This is a genomic window from Enterobacter sp. C4G1 (assembly GCF_052886895.1).
The window spans coordinates 1,152,185-1,172,409 of sequence record NZ_JBQVVV010000001.1 but is presented as its reverse complement, the minus strand read 5'-3'; the positions used below and the strand labels follow the sequence as shown (position 1 = coordinate 1,172,409).

Sequence of the window (20,225 nt, the reverse complement as noted above, 5' to 3'; positions counted from 1 at the left end):
ATAAGTAATTTCTCGCTTTTACATTTCCGGTGCTGCCGGAGATGCGGTATCGCTGTGCCTTTAAATAGCCCTCCTCCTTGTTAATCCATTAACAGGGCAGGCATCGTTCACCCTGGAAAAAATTATGAAAGCCATAACAACCTCCATCGCAGCATTACTCCTCCTGACCGGGTGCGATAATGCGCAAACATCTGCTCCCCAGCGCCCCCTCCCGGAAGTGGGCATTGTCACCCTGATGAGCCAGCCGGTATCGGTGGTCAGCGAACTGACCGGCCGCACCACCGCCGCCATGAGCGCCGAAGTGCGCCCACAGGTCGGCGGCATTATTCAGAAGCGGCTATTTACCGAAGGCGACACCGTTAAAGCCGGGCAAGCCCTGTATCAGATTGATCCCTCAAGCTATCGCGCCGCTTACGATGAAGCCGCCGCCGCACTGAAACAGGCGCAGGCGCTGGTAACGGCTGACTGCCAGAAAGCCCAGCGCTATGCGCAGCTGGTGAAAGACGACGGCGTATCGCGCCAGGATGCGGAAGACGCAAAATCCACCTGTGCGCAGGACAAAGCCAGCGTGGAGTCGAAAAAAGCCGCCCAGGAGAGCGCACGCATTAACCTCAACTGGACGACCGTCACCGCGCCGATTGCCGGGCGTATTGGGATCTCTTCCGTCACGCCAGGCGCGCTGGTCACGGCCCAGCAGGATACCGCGCTGGCCACCGTTCGTGGTCTGGACAGCATGTACGTTGATTTAACCCGCTCCAGCGCCGACCTGCTGCGCTTACGCAAACAGACCCTCGCCACCAACCGCGACACCCTGAGCGTATCCCTGTTGCTTGAAGACGGCAGTACCTACAGCGAAAAAGGCCGCCTGGCGCTGACCGAGGTCGCAGTCGATGAATCGACCGGCTCGGTTACGCTGCGCGCCGTCTTCCCGAACCCACAGCATTTGTTGCTGCCGGGGATGTTCGTCCGCGCCAGAGTGGATGAAGGCATCATGGACGATGCGATCCTCGCGCCACAGCAAGGCATTACCCGCGATGCCAAAGGCAACGCCACCGCACTGGTCGTTGATGCCAGCAACAAAGTGGAACAGCGTCAGCTGGAAACGGGTGATACCTACGGCGACAAATGGCTGGTGCTGAGCGGCCTGAAAGCCGGCGATAAACTGATTGTCGAAGGCACCGACAAAGTCGCTGCCGGTCAGGAAGTGAAAGCCGAAGAGATGAAAGCCAACGGAGGAAACGCCTGATGTTTTCCCGTTTCTTTGTGCGTCGCCCGGTATTTGCCTGGGTGATCGCCATTCTGATTATGCTCGCTGGGATGCTGGCGATCCGCACGCTGCCGGTTGCGCAGTACCCGGACGTCGCTCCGCCGTCGATCAAAATTTCCGCCACCTATACCGGTGCATCGGCACAGACGCTGGAAAACAGCGTCACCCAGGTCATAGAGCAACAGCTGACCGGGCTGGATAACCTGCTCTATTTCACCTCCACCAGCAGCTCGGACGGTTCGGTCAGCATTAACGTGACCTTCGAACAGGGAACCGACCCGGACACCGCGCAGGTTCAGGTGCAGAACAAAGTCCAGCAGGCGGAATCACGCCTGCCGACCGAAGTGCAGCAATCTGGCATCACGGTAGAAAAATCGCAGAGTAACTTCCTGCTGATCATGGGCGTGTACGATAAGACCGACAAATCCAGCAGCTCCGATATTGCCGACTGGATGGTCAGTAACGTGCAGGACCCGCTGGCGCGTGTTGAAGGCGTGGGTAGCTTGCAGGTGTTTGGCGCTGAATACGCCATGCGTATCTGGCTCGATCCGGCAAAGCTGGCCTCTTACTCGCTGATGCCGTCCGACGTGCAAAGCGCGATTGAAGCGCAGAACGTGCAGGTCTCTGCCGGTAAAATCGGTGCGCTGCCGTCATCAAACGCCCAACAACTGACCGCTACCGTGCGCGCCCAGTCGCGTCTGCAAACGGTCGATCAGTTCAAAAACATCATTGTTAAGAGCCAGTCCAACGGCGCGGTCGTCCACATGAGCGACGTTGCTCGCGTGGAAATGGGCAGTGAAGATTACACCGCGACCGCGAAGCTGAACGGCCACCCGGCAGCGGGTATGGCGGTGATGCTCTCCCCGGGTGCCAACGCGCTGGATACCGCCACGGCGGTGAAGAACAAAATCGCTGAATTTAAACGTGCGATGCCGGAAGGCTACGACGTTGCCTATCCGAAAGACAGCACCGAGTTCATCAAGATCTCGGTTGAGGACGTGATCCAGACGCTGTTCGAAGCCATTATCCTCGTGGTGGTGGTGATGTACCTGTTCCTGCAAAACATCCGCGCCACGCTGATCCCGGCGCTGGCCGTGCCGGTAGTGCTGCTGGGTACGTTTGGCGTCCTGGCGCTGTTCGGTTATTCCATCAATACCCTGACGCTGTTTGCGATGGTGCTGGCGATAGGGCTTCTGGTGGATGACGCCATCGTGGTGGTGGAAAACGTCGAGCGTATTATGCGCGACGAAGGACTGCCCGCCCGCGAAGCCACCGAAAAATCGATGGGCGAAATCTCTGGCGCGCTGATCGCCATTGCGCTGGTGCTTTCCGCGGTGTTCCTGCCGATGGCGTTTTTCGGCGGCTCCACCGGGGTTATCTATCGTCAGTTCTCGGTCACCATTATTTCGGCAATGATCCTCTCGGTCGTGGTGGCGCTAACCCTGACGCCAGCGCTCTGCGGCTCGGTACTGAGCCACACCCCACCGCACAAAAAAGGTTTCTTCGGCGCGTTTAACCGCTTCTACAGCAAAACCGAACGCGGCTATCAGAACAAGGTGCTGGGCGCACTGCGCCGCTCCGGCGGGATGCTGGCTATCTACGCCTTGCTTTGCGGTGCGATGGGGCTGGCGATGCTGAAACTGCCGGGCAGCTTCCTGCCAACGGAAGACCAGGGCGAAATCATGGTGCAGTACACCCTGCCAGCAGGGGCAACAGCCGTGCGTACCGCAGAGGTGAGCCGCCAGGTGCGCGAATGGTTCCTCAACAAAGAGAAAGCCAATACCGATGTCATCTTTACCGTTGAGGGCTTTAGCTTTAGCGGTAGCGGCCAGAATGCCGGGATGGCGTTTGTCTCGCTGAAAAACTGGTCTGAGCGTAAAGGCTCTGAGAACACCGCCCAGGCGATTGCCCTGCGTGCCACGCAGGAGCTGAGCACCATTCGTGATGCCACCATTTTTGCCATGACGCCGCCTGCGGTCGACGGCCTGGGGCAGAGTAACGGCTTTACCTTCGAGCTGATGGCAGCCGGTAATACCAACCGTGAAACCCTGCTGAAAATGCGTAACCAGCTGATTGGCGAGGCCAATCAGGATAGCGACCTGCACGCTGTGCGTGCCAACGATCTGCCGCAGATGCCGCAGTTACAGGTGGATATTGATAACAACAAAGCCGTGTCTCTGGGGCTCTCCCTCAGCGATGTGACCGACACGCTCTCAAGCGCCTGGGGCGGGACCTACGTGAACGACTTTATCGACCGGGGTCGCGTGAAAAAGGTCTATATCCAGGGGGACAGCGATTACCGCGCCGTGCCATCCGATCTTAACAAATGGTATGTCCGCGGCAGTGACAGCACCATGACGCCGTTCTCTGCGTTCGCCACCACCCGCTGGGAATATGGCCCGGAAAGCCTGGTGCGCTACAACGGCTCGGCGGCCTATGAGATTCAGGGCGAAAACGCCAGCGGCTCCAGCTCCGGTACGGCGATGAGCAAAATGGAACAACTGGCCAACAACCTGCCATCCGGCACGACATGGGCGTGGAGCGGCCTGTCGCTGCAAGAGAAACTGGCGAGCGGCCAGGCGATGAGCCTGTATGCCCTCTCCATTCTGGTGGTGTTCCTGTGTCTGGCAGCGCTGTATGAGAGCTGGTCAGTACCGATTTCGGTGATCATGGTTATCCCGCTTGGCGTACTGGGGGCTGCAGTGGCAGCTACCCTGCGCGGCCTGAACAACGACGTTTACTTCCAGGTGGCGCTGTTGACCACCATCGGCCTGTCGTCGAAAAACGCCATTCTGATTGTTGAATTCGCCGAGGCGAAAGTGGCTGAAGGGTATTCCCTGACCCGCGCCGCCATACGCGCCGCCCAGACGCGTCTGCGCCCAATCATCATGACCTCGCTGGCGTTTATTGCAGGCGTGACGCCGCTGGCCGTGGCAACCGGTGCAGGGGCCAACAGCCGCGTGGCGATCGGTACGGGCATCATCGGCGGGACGCTCGCCGCAACGCTGCTGGCTATCTTCTTCGTCCCTTTATTCTTTGTACTGGTGAAACGTCTGTTCTCCGGTAAGCACGCAAACCGGAGGTCATAATGTTTCGTGTATCTGTTTTAGTGTTAGCACTGCTGAGTGCAGGCTGTGTCTCGTTAGACCCAACTTATCAGCGCCCTGACGCGCCCGTCCCGGCGACGTTACCGGGCGCACACGGTGAAGCAAATACCGTGGTCAGCCAGTGGCAGCAGGTGATGAACGATGCGCGGCTGAAAAGCATGGTGACGATGGCGCTCAACAGCAACCGCGACGTGCAAAAAGCGATTGCGGATATCGACGCCGCCCGCGCCCAGTACGGTGAAACCCGTTCGTCACTGTTCCCGACAGTGGACGCAGAACTGAGCCACACCCGCAGCCGCACGCTGGCAAGCGGTGTGACCACCAGCGACGAAGCCAACGGCGCGGTATCCAGCTTCGAGCTGGATCTGTTTGGCCGTAACCAGAGCCTCTCCCGGGCGGCGCGCGAAACCTGGCTTGCCAGCGAATTCACCGCCCAGAACACCCGCCTGACGATGGTCAGCGAGCTGACGACGGCCTGGGTTACCCTCGCCGCCGATAACAGCAACCTGGCGCTGGCGAAATCAACAATGGAGAGCGCCGCAAACTCGCTCAACATTGTGAAACGTCAGCAGCAAGTCGGCGTCGCGGCAGCAACGGACGTCAGCTCAGCAGTGGCGGTTTACCAGCAGGCGCGGGCCAGCGTGGCGAGTTATCAAACCCAGGTGATGCAGGACAAAAACGCCCTTAATCTGCTGGCAGGCGCTACCGTACCGGATAACTTGCTGCCCGGCACGCTGGAGAGCCTGAGCGATAACGCCATCACCCTGATCCCGGCAGGCATCAGCTCGAGCACACTGCTGCGCCGCCCGGATATTCAGGAAGCCGAACACAACCTGCTGAGTGCCAACGCCAGTATCGGCGCCGCACGCGCCAACTTTTTCCCGACCATTTCGCTCACCGCCAGTGCAGGTGTGGGCAGCGATTCGCTGTCGTCCCTGTTCAGCCACGGCATGAAGGTCTGGTCGTTCGCGCCATCCATCACCCTGCCGCTGTTTAGCGGCGGCAACAACATGGCGCAGCTGCGCTACGCTGAGGCCGAGAAAAAAGGGCTGATTGCCACCTACGAGAAAACCATCCAGAGCGCGTTCAGGGATGTGGCCGATGCGCTGGCGCGTCGCGAAACGCTGAGCGAGCAGCTTGATGCTCAGCGTGAATACGTGGCCGCCGAGCAAAAAACGCTGGATGTGGCAATGCGCAGCTATCAGGCCGGCGCGGGGGATTATCTGACGGTGCTCACCGCGCAGCGGTCGCTGTGGTCGGCGCAGGCATCGCTGATTTCATTACAACAAACCGACCAGGAAAACCGCATCACCTTATGGCAGTCGCTGGGTGGCGGTCTTTAGTATGGTTCGCCGGGCGGCGCGAAGCTTGCCCGGCCTGTGGGACAGATTAATATGGCAAAACTCTCTTTCTCATTTGCGGCCATTCTTGGCCTGCTGACGGCCATCGGGCCATTGTGCTCTGATTTTTATCTTCCGGCGCTGCCGGAGATCGCCACGCATCTGCACACCTCCACCACGCTGACGCAGCTTTCGCTGACCTCGGCGCTGATTGGCCTGGGACTTGGGCAGCTCTTTTTCGGCCCGCTGAGCGATCGCATGGGGCGTAAAATGCCGCTCCTGATTTCGCTGCTGCTGTTTGTGGTGGCCTCTGTACTGTGCGCCACCACGCAGAATATCTACGCGCTGATCGGCTGGCGGTTCGTCCAGGGCGTTGCCGGGGCGGGCGGCTCGGTTCTGGCGCGCTCTATCGCCCGCGATAATTATCACGGCACGATGCTGACGCAGTTCTTTGCCCTGCTAATGACGGTTAACGGCATTGCTCCGGTGGTATCTCCGGTGCTTGGGGGCTATATCTCATCACACTTCGACTGGCGGATGTTGTTCTGGGTGATGGCCGGTGCGGGTCTGGCGCTGCTGATCGCCAGCCAACTGTTTATCCGTGAATCACTCAGCGAAAAATCCGGCGCGGGATCACTGCTGGGCACGGCGAAAACGGTGCTGAAAAACCGCCGTTTTATGCGCTTCTGCCTGATTCAGGCCTTTATGCTGGCGGGGCTGTTTTCCTATATCGGCGCCTCCTCGTTTGTGTTGCAAAACGAGTATGGCCTGAACGCCATGCAATTTAGCCTGCTGTTTGGCGTAAACGGGATAGGGCTGATTATTTCCGCGCTGATTTTTTCACGCCTGGCCCGTCGCCATCCGTCGGAAGGGTTGATGCAAATGGGTCTGGTGCTGGCCGTTGCCACGGCAGCATTAACGCTGCTCTTCGCCTGGATGCACCTTTCAGCGCTTGCGCTGATCGCGTTATTTTTTACCGTCGCGTTTAACAGCGGGATCAGCACCATTGCGGGCTCAGAGGCCATGAGCGCCGTGGAGTCCCGCGAGTCGGGCACGGCATCGGCCATTCTGGGGATGCTGATGTTTTTGTTCGGCGGGATTGCGGCACCACTTGCCGGGATTGGTGGAGAAACTATGCTGAAAATGAGTATCGCCGTGGTCGTCAGCTATAGCATTGCACTGGTAATCGGTACTCATACGCGCGAATGAGTAAATTCATACTTTCGGCTTGAGTCGGAACGGTGAATGTAACTATATATTTCAGGTGAAACATGTGACTCAATGACGGAGGTTTCAATGAAATCTGCACACCTTTTTTGCCTGATCGTCTGCCTGCTGTTTGCTGCGTTCGTCCATGCCCAGGAAGAAGAAAGCCCGGCCAAGGACGCGCAGATTAAGCAGCAGGTGCTCAAAGACATCAAGAAAACCTGCACACCGCAGCGAAAGCAGAGTGATAAAGAATGGCAGGATATGATTTTGTCATCCGAGGCAAATCAGCTGCTGGTGAAAAACGCCATTACGGCGGTGAAGCGCGACAATCTGGATGGCTATTGGGCGGCGATTGGGCAGATTGATTGTATGGAAGATTATTAAGCGTGAAGCCCGAGCTTCACGCTTTTTTTTAGCGCTTACGTATATCCGGAATGATTAAATCGCCGCGTAAGACGTAGGATCCAAGCATCTGTGTTTTCTCGTTCAGCCAGGCCACAATTCTCGCTGCCATCGCATCCATCGAATACTCAATGGCCGGGATCACCGGGATACCCGGCAGGTGCAGCGATCCGGCAAGGCTGAAGACCATAATGTCGTCCGGTACGGATTTATTAAACGCCTGCAACTGCGGGATAACGCGCTGGGCTTCTTGCTCATCAGCCACCAACAGCGCGTTAAAATTCAGCGTGGTGGCGTTGTTGAGCAGCTCCTGAAGCGCAACGGAAGAAGAGGTGGCCTCCATAAAGACCAGATTACGGTTAAAGGGCAGGAAGTTTTTCTCCAGCGCGTGCTTATAGCCCAGCAGCACCTGGTCGGCAAAACCGCTACCCTGCGGCTGGATCAGCGCAATCTGGCGGCGCCCCTGGCTGGTGAGGTAGTTACAGGCAGTTTCGGCGGCGAAAGCATGATCAAACTGAATGCTGTTGGCGTTATCGGTTTCCATACAGTCGACCAGAATGACGTTTTCCATATCGATATCCAGCGGGAAACGCGCGCCAATCACCAGGATGTCATCACATAACCCGCAGGAGAGCTCTTCAAGGGCGTGCATCACTTCCGCTTTGGTATGCGCAAAGCGCAACAGCAGGTGTTTTTGATGCTGACTGAGGTGTTTTTCCAGCGCGTAGAGATAACCCGTGGTCTGGTTAATATTCTCCTGCGCACAAATCACGCCAATACAGCCCGTAGACTGGCTCAGCAGCGACTGTGCAATCACATTCGGCCGGTAGTTCAGCTCATCCACCGCTTTCAGAACGGCCTGACGGCTGGCTTCCTTTACGCCACGCGACCCACTCAACACCCGTGATACCGTGGCTTTGGACACCCCGGCCAGACGTGATACATCGTTGATTGTAGACATCTCTCTCCCCTGACAGGCAACAACCCGCACCTGTAAAATCCATAACCGCTACGGCTCACATTATAGCCAGAATGGAGTATATCCGTTTCCGATTTTCATGGAAACCGATTTTCCGTTTCCACTCAAAATGAGGTCTTAATCGCCAAATTATGTGACGCAGATCGTGGTAACAAGCCCCATAAGCAATGCTTCTTGATGGCTGTCACATTTCTTTCTTTTATAAATGGAAACCGGTTTCCGTATGATGTCCAATCATCCTCGCAATAACTTTTTACATTTAGAGGATGGTTGTCGATGTTCAAGATTATGCTGTGCTGCTCTGCCGGGATGTCCACCAGCCTGCTGGTCAGCAAAATGGTCGATGTCGCGAAAGAACGTGGTTTGCCGGTCAAGATTGATGCGTACGGGGTTTCCGAATTTGATACGCAGTTTCCGCAATACCAGGTTGTACTTCTCGGACCGCAAGTGAAATACATGTTACAGACACTGTCAGACAAGGCGGCTACGCAAGGTATTCCGGTACAACCCATCGACATGATGGACTACGGGATGCAACGTGGCGATAAAGTACTGGACTATGCACTGTCGCTCATCGAAGCGGCACACTAAAAGGTGTTCACATGAGTTCGTTATATCAATCAATGGTCGCGGTTATTGAGCAATCTATTACCCCGCTGGCGGCGAAGCTCGGACAGCAGAAGTATGTGATTGCGATCCGCGACGGCTTTACCGCCGCCCTGCCGTTCATGATCATCGGCTCGTTTATGCTGGTGTTCATCTTCCCGCCGTTCTCAGCGGATACCACCAACAGCTTCGCCCGCGGCTGGCTGGATTTCTCCCAGACCTACCGCGAACAGCTGATGCTGCCGTTTAACCTCAGCATGGGGGTGATGACCTTCTTCATTTCGGTGGGGATTGGTGCGAGCCTGGGGCGTCAGTTTAATCTCGATCCGGTGATGTCCGGTCTGCTGGCCTTTATGGCGTTTCTGCTGGTTGCAGCACCGTATGCCGACGGCAAAATCTCTACCCAGTATCTGTCTGGTCAGGGGATTTTCACCGCGCTTATCACCGCGATTTACTCTACCCGCGTGTATGCCTGGCTGAAGCAGAACAACGTGACCATTCGCCTGCCGAAAGAAGTGCCAACCGGCGTGGCGCGTTCGTTTGAAATTCTGATCCCGGTGATGGTGGTGATCGGCACGTTGCACCCGCTGAACCTGTTTATTGAAGCGCAAACCGGGATGATTATTCCGCAGGCGATTATGCACCTGCTGGAGCCGCTGGTCTCTGCGTCTGATTCCCTGCCTGCCATTCTGCTTTCTGTGCTGCTGTGCCAGATCTTCTGGTTCGCGGGTATCCACGGCTCGCTGATTGTGACCGGCATCATGAACCCGTTCTGGATGGCAAACCTGTCGGCAAACCAGGCGGCACTGGCTGCTGGTGCGGCGCTGCCACACGTTTACCTGCAAGGTTTCTGGGATCACTACCTGCTGATTGGCGGTGTAGGCTCGACGCTTCCGCTGGCGTTCCTGCTGCTGCGTAGCCGCGTAACGCACTTGCGCACCATCGGCAAAATGGGCGTTGTGCCAAGCTTCTTTAACATCAACGAACCGATTCTGTTCGGCGCGCCAATCATCATGAACCCGATGCTGTTCATCCCGTTCGTGTGTGTTCCGCTGGTAAACGCCTGCCTGGCCTACGGCGCAACGAAACTTGGCTGGCTGGCACAGGTTGTCTCGTTAACGCCGTGGACCACCCCCGCGCCAATTGGTGCCTCATGGGCGGCGAACTGGGCGTTAAGTCCGGTGGTGATGTGCGTCGTCTGTATGGTGATGTCCGCGCTGATGTATTTACCGTTCCTGCGTGCTTATGAGCGTTCACTGCTCAAAAACGAAGAGCAGAAAGCTCAGGCAACCGTGGGTGCCGCTGAAACAGCAAGCAATTAAGTCAAAGAGGAAGCGTCATGAAATATTCATTTCCCGAGCATTTCTGGTGGGGCAGCGCAAGCTCCGCTCTCCAGACCGAAGGGACAAGAGAGGGTCAAACCACATGGGATTACTGGTTTGCCCGCGAGCCGAACCGTTTTCACAATGGCGTGGGGCCGCAGCAGACCTCCACGTTCTATCAGCACTGGAAAACGGACATTCAGCTATTAAAGCAGCTGAACCACAACAGCTTTCGTACTTCGATTAGCTGGGCGCGCCTGATCCCCGACGGTATCGGTGAAGTGAACCCACAGGCAGTCGATTTTTATAATCAGGTCATTGATGAGCTGATTGAACAGGGCATTACGCCGTTTATCACCCTGTTCCATTTCGACATGCCGATGGCAATGCAGGAGATCGGTGGCTGGGAAAACCGTGATGTGGTAGAAGCCTATGCCCGTTACGCGCAAATTTGCTTCGAGCTGTTTGGCGATCGCGTGCTGCACTGGTTTACCTTCAACGAACCGATTGTCCCGGTTGAAGGCGGTTATCTGTACGACTTCCACTATCCGAACGTGGTGGATTTCCGCCACGCGGCAACGGTGGCGTACCACACGGTACTGGCTCATGCGCAGGCCGTTCGCGCTTACCGTGCGGGCCATTACGCGGGTGAAATTGGCATTGTGCTAAACCTCACACCATCGTACCCGCGTTCACAAAACCCGGCCGATGTGAAAGCGGCGCACATTGCGGATCTGATGTTTAACCGCAGCTTCCTCGACCCGGTGTTACGCGGCGAGTATCCGGCCGACCTGGTGACTCTGCTGAAGTCCTACGATCAGCTTCCGGCCTGTAAACCGGAAGACAGCGCGTTGATTGCAGAAGGGAAAATCGACCTGCTCGGCATTAACTATTATCAGCCGCGTCGCGTGAAGTGCCGTGACAGCGCGGTGAACCCACAGGCGCCCTTTATGCCGGAGTGGTTCTTTGATAACTACGAAATGCCAGGCCGCAAGATGAACCCTTATCGTGGCTGGGAAATCTATGAACCCGGTATTTACGATATTCTGGTTAATCTTCGCGACAATTACGGCAACCCACGCTGCTTTATTTCTGAAAACGGTATGGGTGTCGAAAATGAACAACGCTTTATTGAAAATGGCCAAATAAACGATCAATACCGCATTGATTTTATTTCCGGGCATTTAACCTGGCTGCATAAAGGTATTAGCGAAGGGTGTAATTGTCTTGGTTACCATATGTGGACATTTATTGATAATTGGTCATGGTGTAATGCCTATAAAAATCGCTATGGGTTTATCCAGCTCGATTTAGATACGCAGCAACGCACCGTTAAAAAGAGCGGTGAGTGGTTTGCCGCTACCTCGTTAAATAATAGTTTCGATAAATAGAGAAAGAGATGATGGTTGCCTTAGAAGAAGCCGTAATGGAAATCATCGTCAATGCTGGTCAGTCGCGCAGCCTGTGCTTTGAAGCACTGCACGCTGCGCGTCAGGGCAACCTTGACGAAGCCAAAAACCTGCTGCGCGAAGCCGATGGCTACGCGCGCCAGGCACACAAGATGCAAACCAAACTGATCGAGCAAGATGCGGGCGAAGCCCGCCAGCCGATGACGTTAATTATGGTGCACGCCCAGGATCATTTAATGAATTCCCTGCTGGCGCGTGAATTATCCGAAGAAATTATTCATTTATACCAGAGATAGCTTATGGCGAAATAAAGTTAATGTAATACCTCTGTACCTGAAAATATAAATCACTCTGTTTCTGATGATAGCGACATATTCTGTCAAATCGGAATGGGATGGTTATTGTCTGAATAAAATGTAAATTAATAGAGATGACAATGAAAAATATTAAAAAACTTCCATTAACAATGGCGGTTATCGCCGCGCTTTGCCCAATTTCTGTCCTCGCACAAGAATTCACGCAGGAGCAAATCGACGCCATTGTGGCCAAAGCGGTGGATAAAGCCCTGGCAGACCGTCAGGCCAAAATGGATGCAGCGGTGGCGAAAAAGGTCGACGTGGTGACCGAGCCGCAAAGCGCGGCGCAATCCCCGGATATGGCTATCCCGTTCGGCATCAAATTTACCGGCTATGCCCGCTACGGCGCGCACTTCCAGGCCGCCGATCAGAAATACGTGGCGGTGGATGGCTCCTACAACGGTGCATCCGCGATTGGTCGTCTGGGTAACGAAGGCAACGGCGGTGAATTCCAGCTTTCTAAAGCCTTCAAGGGCGAAAATGGCGCCATCTGGGACATCAACGTGATGATCGACCACTGGAGCGACGAAGTTAACCTGAAAAAAGCCTACGCGGGGGTGACCAACATTATGGCGTCCAACCCTAACGCTTATTTCTGGGCGGGTCGTGACTTCCACCAGCGCCCGCAACAGGGCATCAACGACTACTTCTGGATGAACCACGACGGCCAGGGCGCCGGGGTGAAAAACTTCGACATTGGCGGCGTGCAGTTTGACGTCGCCACCGTGGCGGCAGTGGAATCCTGTAGCCCGGAAGTGATGGCAGACGAAGCGAACCCATCGCGCATCACCTGTACCGGCGGCTCCGGCACGGGCGACAAAGGTAACTACGCGGCCACCTCAAAAATCCACGGCATGAAGGTTGGCCCGCTGGATCTGGAGCTGTACGCCAACTATGGCTTTGACTCCAAAGCGGTTGAAAGCGATAAGCGTCTGAATGCCTGGCAGGGCGGCGTGGTGCTGAGCCACACCAACGACAGCGGCGTAAACAAAGTGATTGCCCGTTACTCGGATAACTCGGACAACAGCGTGTTTAACAAAACCGAGGATCTGACCACGGTGTACGCCAGCTTCGAAGGGCTGCACAAATTCACCCCGCAGACCCAGGTGGAGTACATCCTTGCCTTCCACGACTACGACAATAGCCGCGACAAGAGCGATAACCGCAAAAACTACAACGCCATTATTCGCCCGATGCACTGGTGGAACGACGTTCACTCCACCTGGCTGGAAGCGGGCTGGCAGCACGTTGATTATGACAATGGCGGCGATAACAAAGGCTGGAAGCTGACCCTGTCGCAGAACATGTCTATCGCCATGGGGCCAGAGTTCCGCCCGATGCTGCGTTTCTACGTGACCGGCGGCAAAGTGGATAACGAACACACCGCACGCGTGAACAATACAAAAGACGAAACCCTCGACGACTTCAACGTCGGCGCAATGTGGGAAGCGTGGTTCTAAGGTAGAAGCAAAACGGCAACAAGAGTTGCCGTTTTTAGTGTTTGCTCCCTCTCCCCGTGGGAGAGGGCCGGGGTGAGGGCATCAGCCCGCACACAACCATGCTATGCTGTTGACCGAATTAACGACAACATAGCAGGGGAGTACATGGGTTCCACACGTAAAGGGATGCTGAACGTCCTGATCGCCGCCGTTTTATGGGGCAGTTCAGGGGTTTGCGCGCAATACATCATGGAGAAAAGCCACATTTCTTCGCCTTACCTGACCATGGTTCGCCTGCTGTTTACCGGTGTTATCCTGCTCACGCTCTCCTTCGTTCACGGCGACAAGATTTTCTCGGTCATCAAAAATCGCAAAGATGCCCTCAGCCTGCTGGTGTTCTCGCTGGTTGGCGCACTGACTGTGCAGCTCACCTTCCTGCTGACGATTGAAAAATCCAATGCCGCCACCGCCACCGTGCTGCAATTCCTGTCGCCGACCATCATCGTGGCGTGGTTTGCCCTGGCGCGGAAAAAGCGCCCGGGGATATTTGTGTTGTCCGCGATTATGACGTCCCTGATCGGCACGTTTCTGCTGGTGACCCATGGCGATCCCACTTCGCTCTCCATTTCGCCTGCAGCCCTGTTCTTCGGGATCGCTTCGGCCTTTGCCGCCGCGTTCTACACCACGTACCCGTCGACGCTGATTGCCCGCTACGGCACGCTGCCGATTGTCGGCTGGAGTATGTTGATTGCGGGGTTAATGCTGACCCCGTTCTACGCCGGGCGCGGAACAACGTTTGTCATTGATGGCAGCCTGTTGCTGGCGTTCTTCTACCTGGTGGTGATCGGCACGGCGCTGACGTTCAGCCTGTATCTGAAAGGCGCGCAGATGATTGGCGGGCCGAAGGCGAGTATTCTGAGCTGCGCCGAGCCGCTGAGCAGCGCGTTGCTGTCAGTTATCCTGCTGGGTGTGGCGTTCACCCTGCCGGACTGGCTGGGCACGCTATTGATTGTGTCGTCGGTGGTGCTGATTTCGATGGATTCGAGAAGACGGGTGAAGACCTCGGCGTAATTCAGGAATAATAGTGATAGCGGCACATCAGGATGGTAATGGCGCTATCCGTTACGCCATAAACAAGGCGATCAGTATCGTTTATCCTGCGTGACCAATAGCCGGAAAGGTTGCCTTTTAGCGGTTCCGGTTTGCCCAGTCCGTCGAAGGGATGGCGCTTCGCATCTTCAATCAGCTTGTTGATTCTGCGAAGCGTTTTCTTGTCCTGCTGTTGCCACCACAAGTAATCATCCCAGCCGTTATCAGTCCAAATCAGAAGCCTGGTCATCTATCAGATCCCTCTGTGTGGTTTTTCCCGTATTTGCCTGAGCGATTGATTCCATCAGTCGGCTGGCGTTGGCAGGCGAGCTCATCAGATGGATGGTTTCCATCATCGAGTTATAGTGCTGAAGAGACATGACAACGGCATCCCCACCGTTGCGGCGGCTGATAATTGTCGTCTCCACATTTTCATTCACATCATCTAACACATCTTTGAGCCGGCTTCGGGCTTCAGTAAAAGTCACAACCTGCATACTGCCTCCTGTACAAGTTACGGTACAAGTATATCGCCGAAGTGACTATTTATCAATCAACGTGCCTTAACCTTCCCCGCCACCAGCAATGCCGTCAACAGCATCAGCGTGCCGGAAATCACCAGCGGTGAGGTCAGCCCCAGATGATCAAGCGCGATGCCGCCGACCGCCGCACCACAGGTGTTCGCCAGCTGGATCACCGCCACCTGAATGGAACCGGCTTTTTCGGCCTGATCGGCCAGCGAGCGGGTGATCCACGTCGACCAACCCACCGGGATCAGCGCAAAGGCAAAGCCCCAGATAATCGCAATCGCCGACGCCACCCACTTATCACTGCCCCATAGCACCAGCACGGCAGCACTTATCGCCAGAACCAGCGGGGCACCCGCCAGCGCCACTTTCAGGGAGCGTTTCAGGAACTGGGATGAGAGCGACGTACCGACAAAGCTGGCAATACCGAAGCTCAACAGCACCAGCGTCAGGCCATCCACATCAAACCCCGCCATGGTCATAAACACCGGGCGGATATAGGTAAAGAAGGCAAACTGCCCGGCAAAGGCCATAAAGATGGCGCTCATCCCCGCCAGCACGCCCGGGCGCTTGAGCAGGCTGAACATGTTCTGTTTATGATGCGCCGCTTCACCCGGCAGGGACGGCAATGCTTTCCACACCCAGATAATGCACAGCAAACCCATGACTGCCGCCGCGTTAAACACATTTCGCCAGCCGATAATCCCACCGAGGAAACTGCCCAGCGGCGCGGCGATCACCAGTGCGATAGACACGGCACCAAAGATAACGGACAAGGCTTTAGGCACCGTGCGCGCGGGCACCAGGCGCATGGTGAGAGATGCCGACATTGCCCAGAATCCGCCCAGCCCTAACCCCAGACAGGCGCGCCCAAGCAGCAGCAGGGTAAAGTTATTGGCAAAAGAAACCAGCAGGCAGGAGAGCGTCAGCAGCACGCTGAAAAGGATAACCACTTTGCGGCGGTCGATCGTGCCAATCACCTGGGTGATAAACAGGCTGGCGAACATCGCCACAAACGCGGTCACGGTAACGGACTGCCCCGCTACGCCTTCGGAAATACCCAGATCCTGCGCCATTGGCGTCAGCAGGCTGACCGGTAAAAACTCGACGGTAATCAGGCAGGCCACGCAGAATGCCACGGAGAAAACCGCCGACCAGTTCGGGCGTGACACCTCTTTGGTCTGCGGTCTGGTCGTGGGCTGGATATGTTCGGTCATGGCGTCACCTGGAGATAAATGTGCGGAAAAGTCGCGCAGTTTATCATCAAAAGTGTGACGGATTTAACGTTTAGACAACTTTCGCAGCTTTTTTTGCCGGGCGGCGCTGCGCTTGCACTGGCCTACGGGGTTTGTAGGCCCGGTAAGCAAAGCGCCACCGGGCAAAATTACCCGCGAGCCTTAAGGGCGGCATTGGCTAATCCGACAATCCACTCCTGGTGGCCGTTAATCATCGGGTTCGGCACGGTACGCGCTAATTCCTGTGCCGGAACGCCTTTTTGTGACTCCTGGGTCAGGATGCGCACGCGGTTGCCGGGCAGGTCTTCAAACAGCCATGCGTGGATCACGTCCAGACGCGAGTTCGCCTCTCCTTCCACCCAGCCGTGCCAGGCGATACGTGCCGCTTCACCGTCAACCGGCGGCACATATTCCGTCACCTGCGCTTCAACCGGGAAGCCAAAGGTGGTGAAGCGGAAACGAGCGTTGGCACTCAGTTCAGGACCACTGCCGTCATGGAAGCGGATATCTTCAGCGTTGCTGTAATAGCCCGGCCACAGAGTCGTGTCGTTAAGCTGCGCCCAAATGTCTTTGGCGCTCAGCCCGGCGACGATGATTTCGTTAGATGCAAAGTTATCGGTGGTGCCTGGCAGATAGTCGTTCGGCCAGATAATCGCGGATTGTTTCATGGTTCACCTCGTCATGTTGTTGATGAGGTGATGTTGCGCTCGCGAGTGGTATAAATCTAATGATGATACTTTATACTCTTCATCACGATTCGTGATATCAGTGCAGGTAAAACACGCCCTCTTGCGGCAAGAAGAGCTGATTGTAGCGCAGCTGGAAGGCATTAAGTTCCTGCGGGTCTGGCTCCATCTCGCGCATAAAACCCAGCGCGAGGCGGATTTGCGCATCGGTAATCGGTGCCGCCAGGCGGGCTTTACGCAGCAGCCGGTGCCAGGTGTGCAGGTTCTCTTCGCTGCCGTTGACGATACAGACCTGCCAGATCAGCAGCACCTGCGCCGCGTTTTGCAGATGGGCTTCGTCCGGGCGCTCAAGGTAGCGGATAAACTCATTGCCGGGCGTTTTACCAAACTGATCGATCATCGATTCTACCGGCACCAGGGTGATACCCAGACGCTCGCTTAAACGTTTGATCGCGCGGCGGGAATCAGAGGTCAGGATACGAAATCCGACCACGAACACCACCGCGAGGGTTGCCAGCATTATCCAGACCATGCGTTCTCCTTAAATTAGCCGCTCATCATATCGGGAAACGCGCAGCGTCAACAGCAGGCAGCGCCATAATAGTGAACTGAAAAGAGGTGGAAAATCGTCATGAAAGCAGATCTGCGCACGCTGGATCTTAACCTGTTGAAAGCACTGGATGCCCTGCTGGACGAGCGCAGCGTCACCCGAGCCGCGGCGCGCCTTGCCCTTACGCAGCCTGCGGTGAGCGGGATGCTAAACCGCCTGCGCGATTACTTCGACGACCCGTTGTTTATCCGCGCCCCACACGGCATTGTGCCAACCACCCGCGCGGAAGCGCTGGCCGCGCCCATCAAGCGCATTCTTGCGGATATCGATGTGCTGTTGCAGCCCGTCATTTTTGACCCGCTCACGGCGAGCATCACCGTAACCCTCGCCGCCACCGACTACGCCCTGCGCGCGGTGATCGTACCGTTTATTGCCGCCCTTAAGGTGCAGGCCCCTCACATCCGCGTGCGCGTGGTACCGGTAGAGCCGGAGCGCCTCGTCGCCCAGCTTGAGCAGGGGAAAATCGACCTCGCCCTGCTGACGCCGCACACCACACCTGATGAGCTCCACAGCCGCGCGCTTTATGATGAACGGTACGTCTGCATGATGCGCGCCGATCACCCGGATGCGGGCAAACCGCTTTCACTTGAGCGCTTTTGTACTCTGGAGCATGTGCTGGTGTCTTATGAGGGCGAAAGCTTCCACGGCGTGACCGACGATGCGCTGGCAAAGGCCGGGCGCGAGCGACGCGTGGGATTATCGGTGAGCAGCTTCCTGGTGCTGCCGGAGGTGCTGACCATCAGCGATATGATCGCCGTAGTGCCGCAGCGCATGGCCGAAAACCGGGCGGATATGTTTGTGTGTGACACGCCTGTTCCGGTAGCCGGATTCACCAAAAGCATGGCCTGGCACGGACGCACGCACCGTAACCCGGCGCAGCAGTGGCTGAGGGAGTTGTTGCTGGAGACGAGCGGGCGGCAATAAATTGAAACCGGTAATATTTGTATTTATAAGAGCAATGGATAAATAACATTGCTCAATAATATTGACATTAGCAATGATTAACGTCACTCCTCTGCTTATTATCTTTTCCATTAATTTTATTTCAGACCCCGCATTGGATTTTAAATAAAATTACCTCAAAAGACTTTAGCTTTGAGAGTTTTATCACAAGATTCACACACCCTTTTCATTAAGTTAGAGAGAAAAATAATAATCAGGGACTGGGAAGATATTAAATGTCAGTAGATGAACGAATTAGACCCACCTCAGGGACAGCCATAATGCCTGGAGGGGTAAGACAACTTACGATAGGCGAGATCGCGCTGTCTAAAACACTTTTCGGTGGAAGTCTCAATTACAGTTTAATTTGGGTACATCGTGAAAGCTATCTCCCCTTTAACCTTCAACCTGTAGATGTTGCAATGACGCCCAACGGTGAACTTTGGTTCAGAGAGGAAACATATTCACCAGACTTCTCATTAGAACAAGATCTAACAAAAAAGCTTAGATTCATGCATGAAATGGTTCATGCATGGCAATCACAAAAAGGAATGTTTGTCAGAACACGGGGCATGTTTTCCCGGTTTGCAGATTATAGTTACAGCTTAGATAAATCTCATTTTCTTCATTACGGCTTAGAGCAACAAGCATCAATAGCCAGCGATTATTGGCTATTACTCAATTACGGTTTTGAAGGTAATAAAGGGTTATATGAATATCTTGATTATACTCCTGACGAATCTATTTACACCTTGATTCATAAATATCGTTCTGCCATGAATGGGTTCCCTGGATGAAAAGGTTAATCGTTGCTTCGTTTACAGTCCTTCTTTCTGGCTGCCCAGGCGGTAAACCAGCTCCTGCGCACCGTAGTGTTTTTATTCAAGCTGGCACCATCTGCTTTAGTGTGAACAAAACAGATATACTAAACCATTATAATGTTTACTACTCACCGAAAGGTAAATACACGGTTATCGCAGCAAAAGATAACATTCAATTATCTTACCCTAAAACATGCATCAACGTTAAATTAGAAAATGGTTATCAGTATAATATTTACTATGGCCTCAATGGTAAACAATACACTGATGCATTCTTTATTGATAAAGATGGAGGATTATAGATATGACACTGCCAGCATATTTATTTTTATACGATGACCATGGAGTGCAGGTCAATAGCGACTGTCAGGCTCCAGGTAGAGAAGGGGCGATTGAGGTTTTGAATAGTAGCTACGGTTTAAGGCAAAGTGTTGATAGTTTTACGGGAAGCATGACGGGAACGCGACAGCATGACCCGATAAAAATTCATAAGCAATTAGATAAAACAAGTCCCTTCTTTGCTATTGCCGTTTGTGAATCCAGACGATTACAGAAAGCCGTACTTAAATATTATGAAACTTCAGAGGCGGGATTTGAGGTAGAAGTTTATAGCATTACGCTGAAAAGCGTAGTTATCTCCTCTGTCGATTTTACTCATATCTACTATCCGGGAAGCTCTGTGCCAAATATGCATGAAGTTATAGGGCTAAGATTTAGAGAGATTGAATGGAACTACCATAAAGGAAATATAAAGTATGATGATGCATGGATAAAGCCGTCAAAGCAGCAAGAAAATAACAGATAAATCAGTTGAGATTTAAATGATATGCGCCTTAGCGGCAGGCATAAAAAAGCCCGGCATCTGGACTGACCCCATAA

General features: G+C 54.8%; 21 protein-coding genes. 15 read left to right on the top strand and 6 right to left on the bottom strand.

The genetic code is table 11. The annotated features are described in order from the left end of the window. The first annotated feature begins 124 nt into the window (after positions 1-124). From ACT9TW_RS05610 to ACT9TW_RS05590, 5 genes are all read left to right on the top strand, one after another. Positions 125-1,246 carry an efflux RND transporter periplasmic adaptor subunit gene (locus ACT9TW_RS05610; protein WP_446491840.1) on the top strand — a complete coding sequence of 374 codons (1,122 nt, stop codon included), beginning with the start codon at positions 125-127 and terminating at the stop codon, positions 1,244-1,246. Continuing rightward, positions 1,246-4,356, top strand: coding sequence for an efflux RND transporter permease subunit (locus ACT9TW_RS05605; protein WP_446491839.1), 3,111 nt, complete (start codon positions 1,246-1,248; stop codon positions 4,354-4,356). Before ACT9TW_RS05610 ends, ACT9TW_RS05605 begins: the two co-directional genes overlap by 1 nt. Next, positions 4,356-5,717, top strand: coding sequence for an efflux transporter outer membrane subunit (locus tag ACT9TW_RS05600; protein WP_446491838.1), 1,362 nt, complete (start codon positions 4,356-4,358; stop codon positions 5,715-5,717). Before ACT9TW_RS05605 ends, ACT9TW_RS05600 begins: the two co-directional genes overlap by 1 nt. A 51-nt stretch (positions 5,718-5,768) precedes the next feature. Beyond that, the gene (locus ACT9TW_RS05595; protein WP_446491837.1) at positions 5,769-6,923 is read left to right on the top strand and encodes a multidrug effflux MFS transporter; all 1,155 of its coding nucleotides are present in this window, start codon (positions 5,769-5,771) and stop codon (positions 6,921-6,923) included. Between the two features lie 87 nt (positions 6,924-7,010). Next, the gene (locus ACT9TW_RS05590) at positions 7,011-7,307 is read left to right on the top strand and encodes a YicS family protein (RefSeq protein ID WP_446491836.1); all 297 of its coding nucleotides are present in this window, start codon (positions 7,011-7,013) and stop codon (positions 7,305-7,307) included. A 28-nt stretch (positions 7,308-7,335) separates the two neighbouring features. Here ACT9TW_RS05590 and ACT9TW_RS05585 read toward each other — a convergent pair whose 3' ends face one another. Continuing rightward, positions 7,336-8,286: a LacI family DNA-binding transcriptional regulator gene (locus ACT9TW_RS05585; protein ID WP_446491835.1), complete on the bottom strand. Its 951-nt coding sequence runs from the start codon at positions 8,284-8,286 to the stop codon at positions 7,336-7,338. Positions 8,287-8,580: 294 nt separating this feature from the next. On the opposite strand from ACT9TW_RS05585, the gene ACT9TW_RS05580 reads away from it, so the two are divergent. The 6 genes from ACT9TW_RS05580 (at position 8,581) to ACT9TW_RS05555 (ending at position 14,507) form a co-directional block, all read left to right on the top strand. Next, entirely contained in the window at positions 8,581-8,895 is a 315-nt protein-coding gene (locus ACT9TW_RS05580; protein WP_023333974.1) for a PTS sugar transporter subunit IIB, read from the top strand. An 11-nt stretch (positions 8,896-8,906) separates the two neighbouring features. Next, positions 8,907-10,232 carry a PTS sugar transporter subunit IIC gene (locus ACT9TW_RS05575; RefSeq protein ID WP_182063126.1) on the top strand — a complete coding sequence of 442 codons (1,326 nt, stop codon included), beginning with the start codon at positions 8,907-8,909 and terminating at the stop codon, positions 10,230-10,232. 17 nt (positions 10,233-10,249) lie between these two features. After that, the gene (locus tag ACT9TW_RS05570; protein ID WP_446491834.1) at positions 10,250-11,623 is read left to right on the top strand and encodes a glycoside hydrolase family 1 protein; all 1,374 of its coding nucleotides are present in this window, start codon (positions 10,250-10,252) and stop codon (positions 11,621-11,623) included. Between the two features lie 11 nt (positions 11,624-11,634). Then, entirely contained in the window at positions 11,635-11,937 is a 303-nt protein-coding gene (locus ACT9TW_RS05565; RefSeq protein WP_014068296.1) for a PTS lactose/cellobiose transporter subunit IIA, read from the top strand. A gap of 140 nt (positions 11,938-12,077) precedes the next feature. Next, positions 12,078-13,457, top strand: coding sequence for a carbohydrate porin (locus tag ACT9TW_RS05560; RefSeq protein ID WP_446491833.1), 1,380 nt, complete (start codon positions 12,078-12,080; stop codon positions 13,455-13,457). A 144-nt stretch (positions 13,458-13,601) separates the two neighbouring features. Next, complete coding sequence (locus ACT9TW_RS05555) at positions 13,602-14,507, top strand: DMT family transporter (RefSeq protein ID WP_446491832.1); 906 nt, start codon at positions 13,602-13,604, stop codon at positions 14,505-14,507. Position 14,508: 1 nt separating this feature from the next. Here the strand turns inward: ACT9TW_RS05555 and ACT9TW_RS05550 are convergent, their stop codons facing one another. The 5 genes from ACT9TW_RS05550 to ACT9TW_RS05530 all read right to left on the bottom strand — a co-directional run bounded on the left by ACT9TW_RS05550 (position 14,509) and on the right by ACT9TW_RS05530 (position 17,505). Then, complete coding sequence (locus ACT9TW_RS05550) at positions 14,509-14,775, bottom strand: Txe/YoeB family addiction module toxin (RefSeq protein WP_182063122.1); 267 nt, start codon at positions 14,773-14,775, stop codon at positions 14,509-14,511. Continuing rightward, positions 14,750-15,022, bottom strand: a complete 273-nt coding sequence (locus tag ACT9TW_RS05545) for a type II toxin-antitoxin system Phd/YefM family antitoxin (RefSeq protein ID WP_182063121.1) — start codon at positions 15,020-15,022, stop codon at positions 14,750-14,752. The genes ACT9TW_RS05550 and ACT9TW_RS05545 overlap by 26 nt, the downstream gene beginning before the upstream one ends. Positions 15,023-15,078: 56 nt before the next feature. Further along, on the bottom strand, positions 15,079-16,269 hold the full coding sequence (nepI, locus tag ACT9TW_RS05540) for a purine ribonucleoside efflux pump NepI (protein WP_446491831.1): 1,191 nt from the start codon (positions 16,267-16,269) through the stop codon (positions 15,079-15,081). A 167-nt stretch (positions 16,270-16,436) separates the two neighbouring features. After that, positions 16,437-16,955, bottom strand: a complete 519-nt coding sequence (locus ACT9TW_RS05535; protein ID WP_182063119.1) for an SRPBCC domain-containing protein — start codon at positions 16,953-16,955, stop codon at positions 16,437-16,439. Between the two features lie 97 nt (positions 16,956-17,052). Beyond that, complete coding sequence (locus ACT9TW_RS05530; protein WP_182063118.1) at positions 17,053-17,505, bottom strand: DUF1198 domain-containing protein; 453 nt, start codon at positions 17,503-17,505, stop codon at positions 17,053-17,055. A 99-nt stretch (positions 17,506-17,604) separates the two neighbouring features. Here ACT9TW_RS05530 and ACT9TW_RS05525 point away from each other — a divergent pair, with 99 nt between their 5' ends. From ACT9TW_RS05525 to ACT9TW_RS05510, 4 genes are all read left to right on the top strand, one after another. Further along, positions 17,605-18,507, top strand: a complete 903-nt coding sequence (locus tag ACT9TW_RS05525; protein WP_182063117.1) for a LysR family transcriptional regulator — start codon at positions 17,605-17,607, stop codon at positions 18,505-18,507. Positions 18,508-18,761: 254 nt separating this feature from the next. Continuing rightward, a complete protein-coding gene (locus ACT9TW_RS05520; RefSeq protein ID WP_446491830.1) occupies positions 18,762-19,322 on the top strand; it encodes a type IV secretion protein Rhs in 561 nt (186 codons plus the stop codon). Beyond that, positions 19,319-19,648 carry a putative T6SS immunity periplasmic lipoprotein gene (locus ACT9TW_RS05515; RefSeq protein ID WP_182063115.1) on the top strand — a complete coding sequence of 110 codons (330 nt, stop codon included), beginning with the start codon at positions 19,319-19,321 and terminating at the stop codon, positions 19,646-19,648. Before ACT9TW_RS05520 ends, ACT9TW_RS05515 begins: the two co-directional genes overlap by 4 nt. A 2-nt stretch (positions 19,649-19,650) precedes the next feature. Further along, entirely contained in the window at positions 19,651-20,151 is a 501-nt protein-coding gene (locus ACT9TW_RS05510; protein ID WP_182063114.1) for an Hcp family type VI secretion system effector, read from the top strand. The last annotated feature ends 74 nt before the right edge of the window (positions 20,152-20,225 follow it).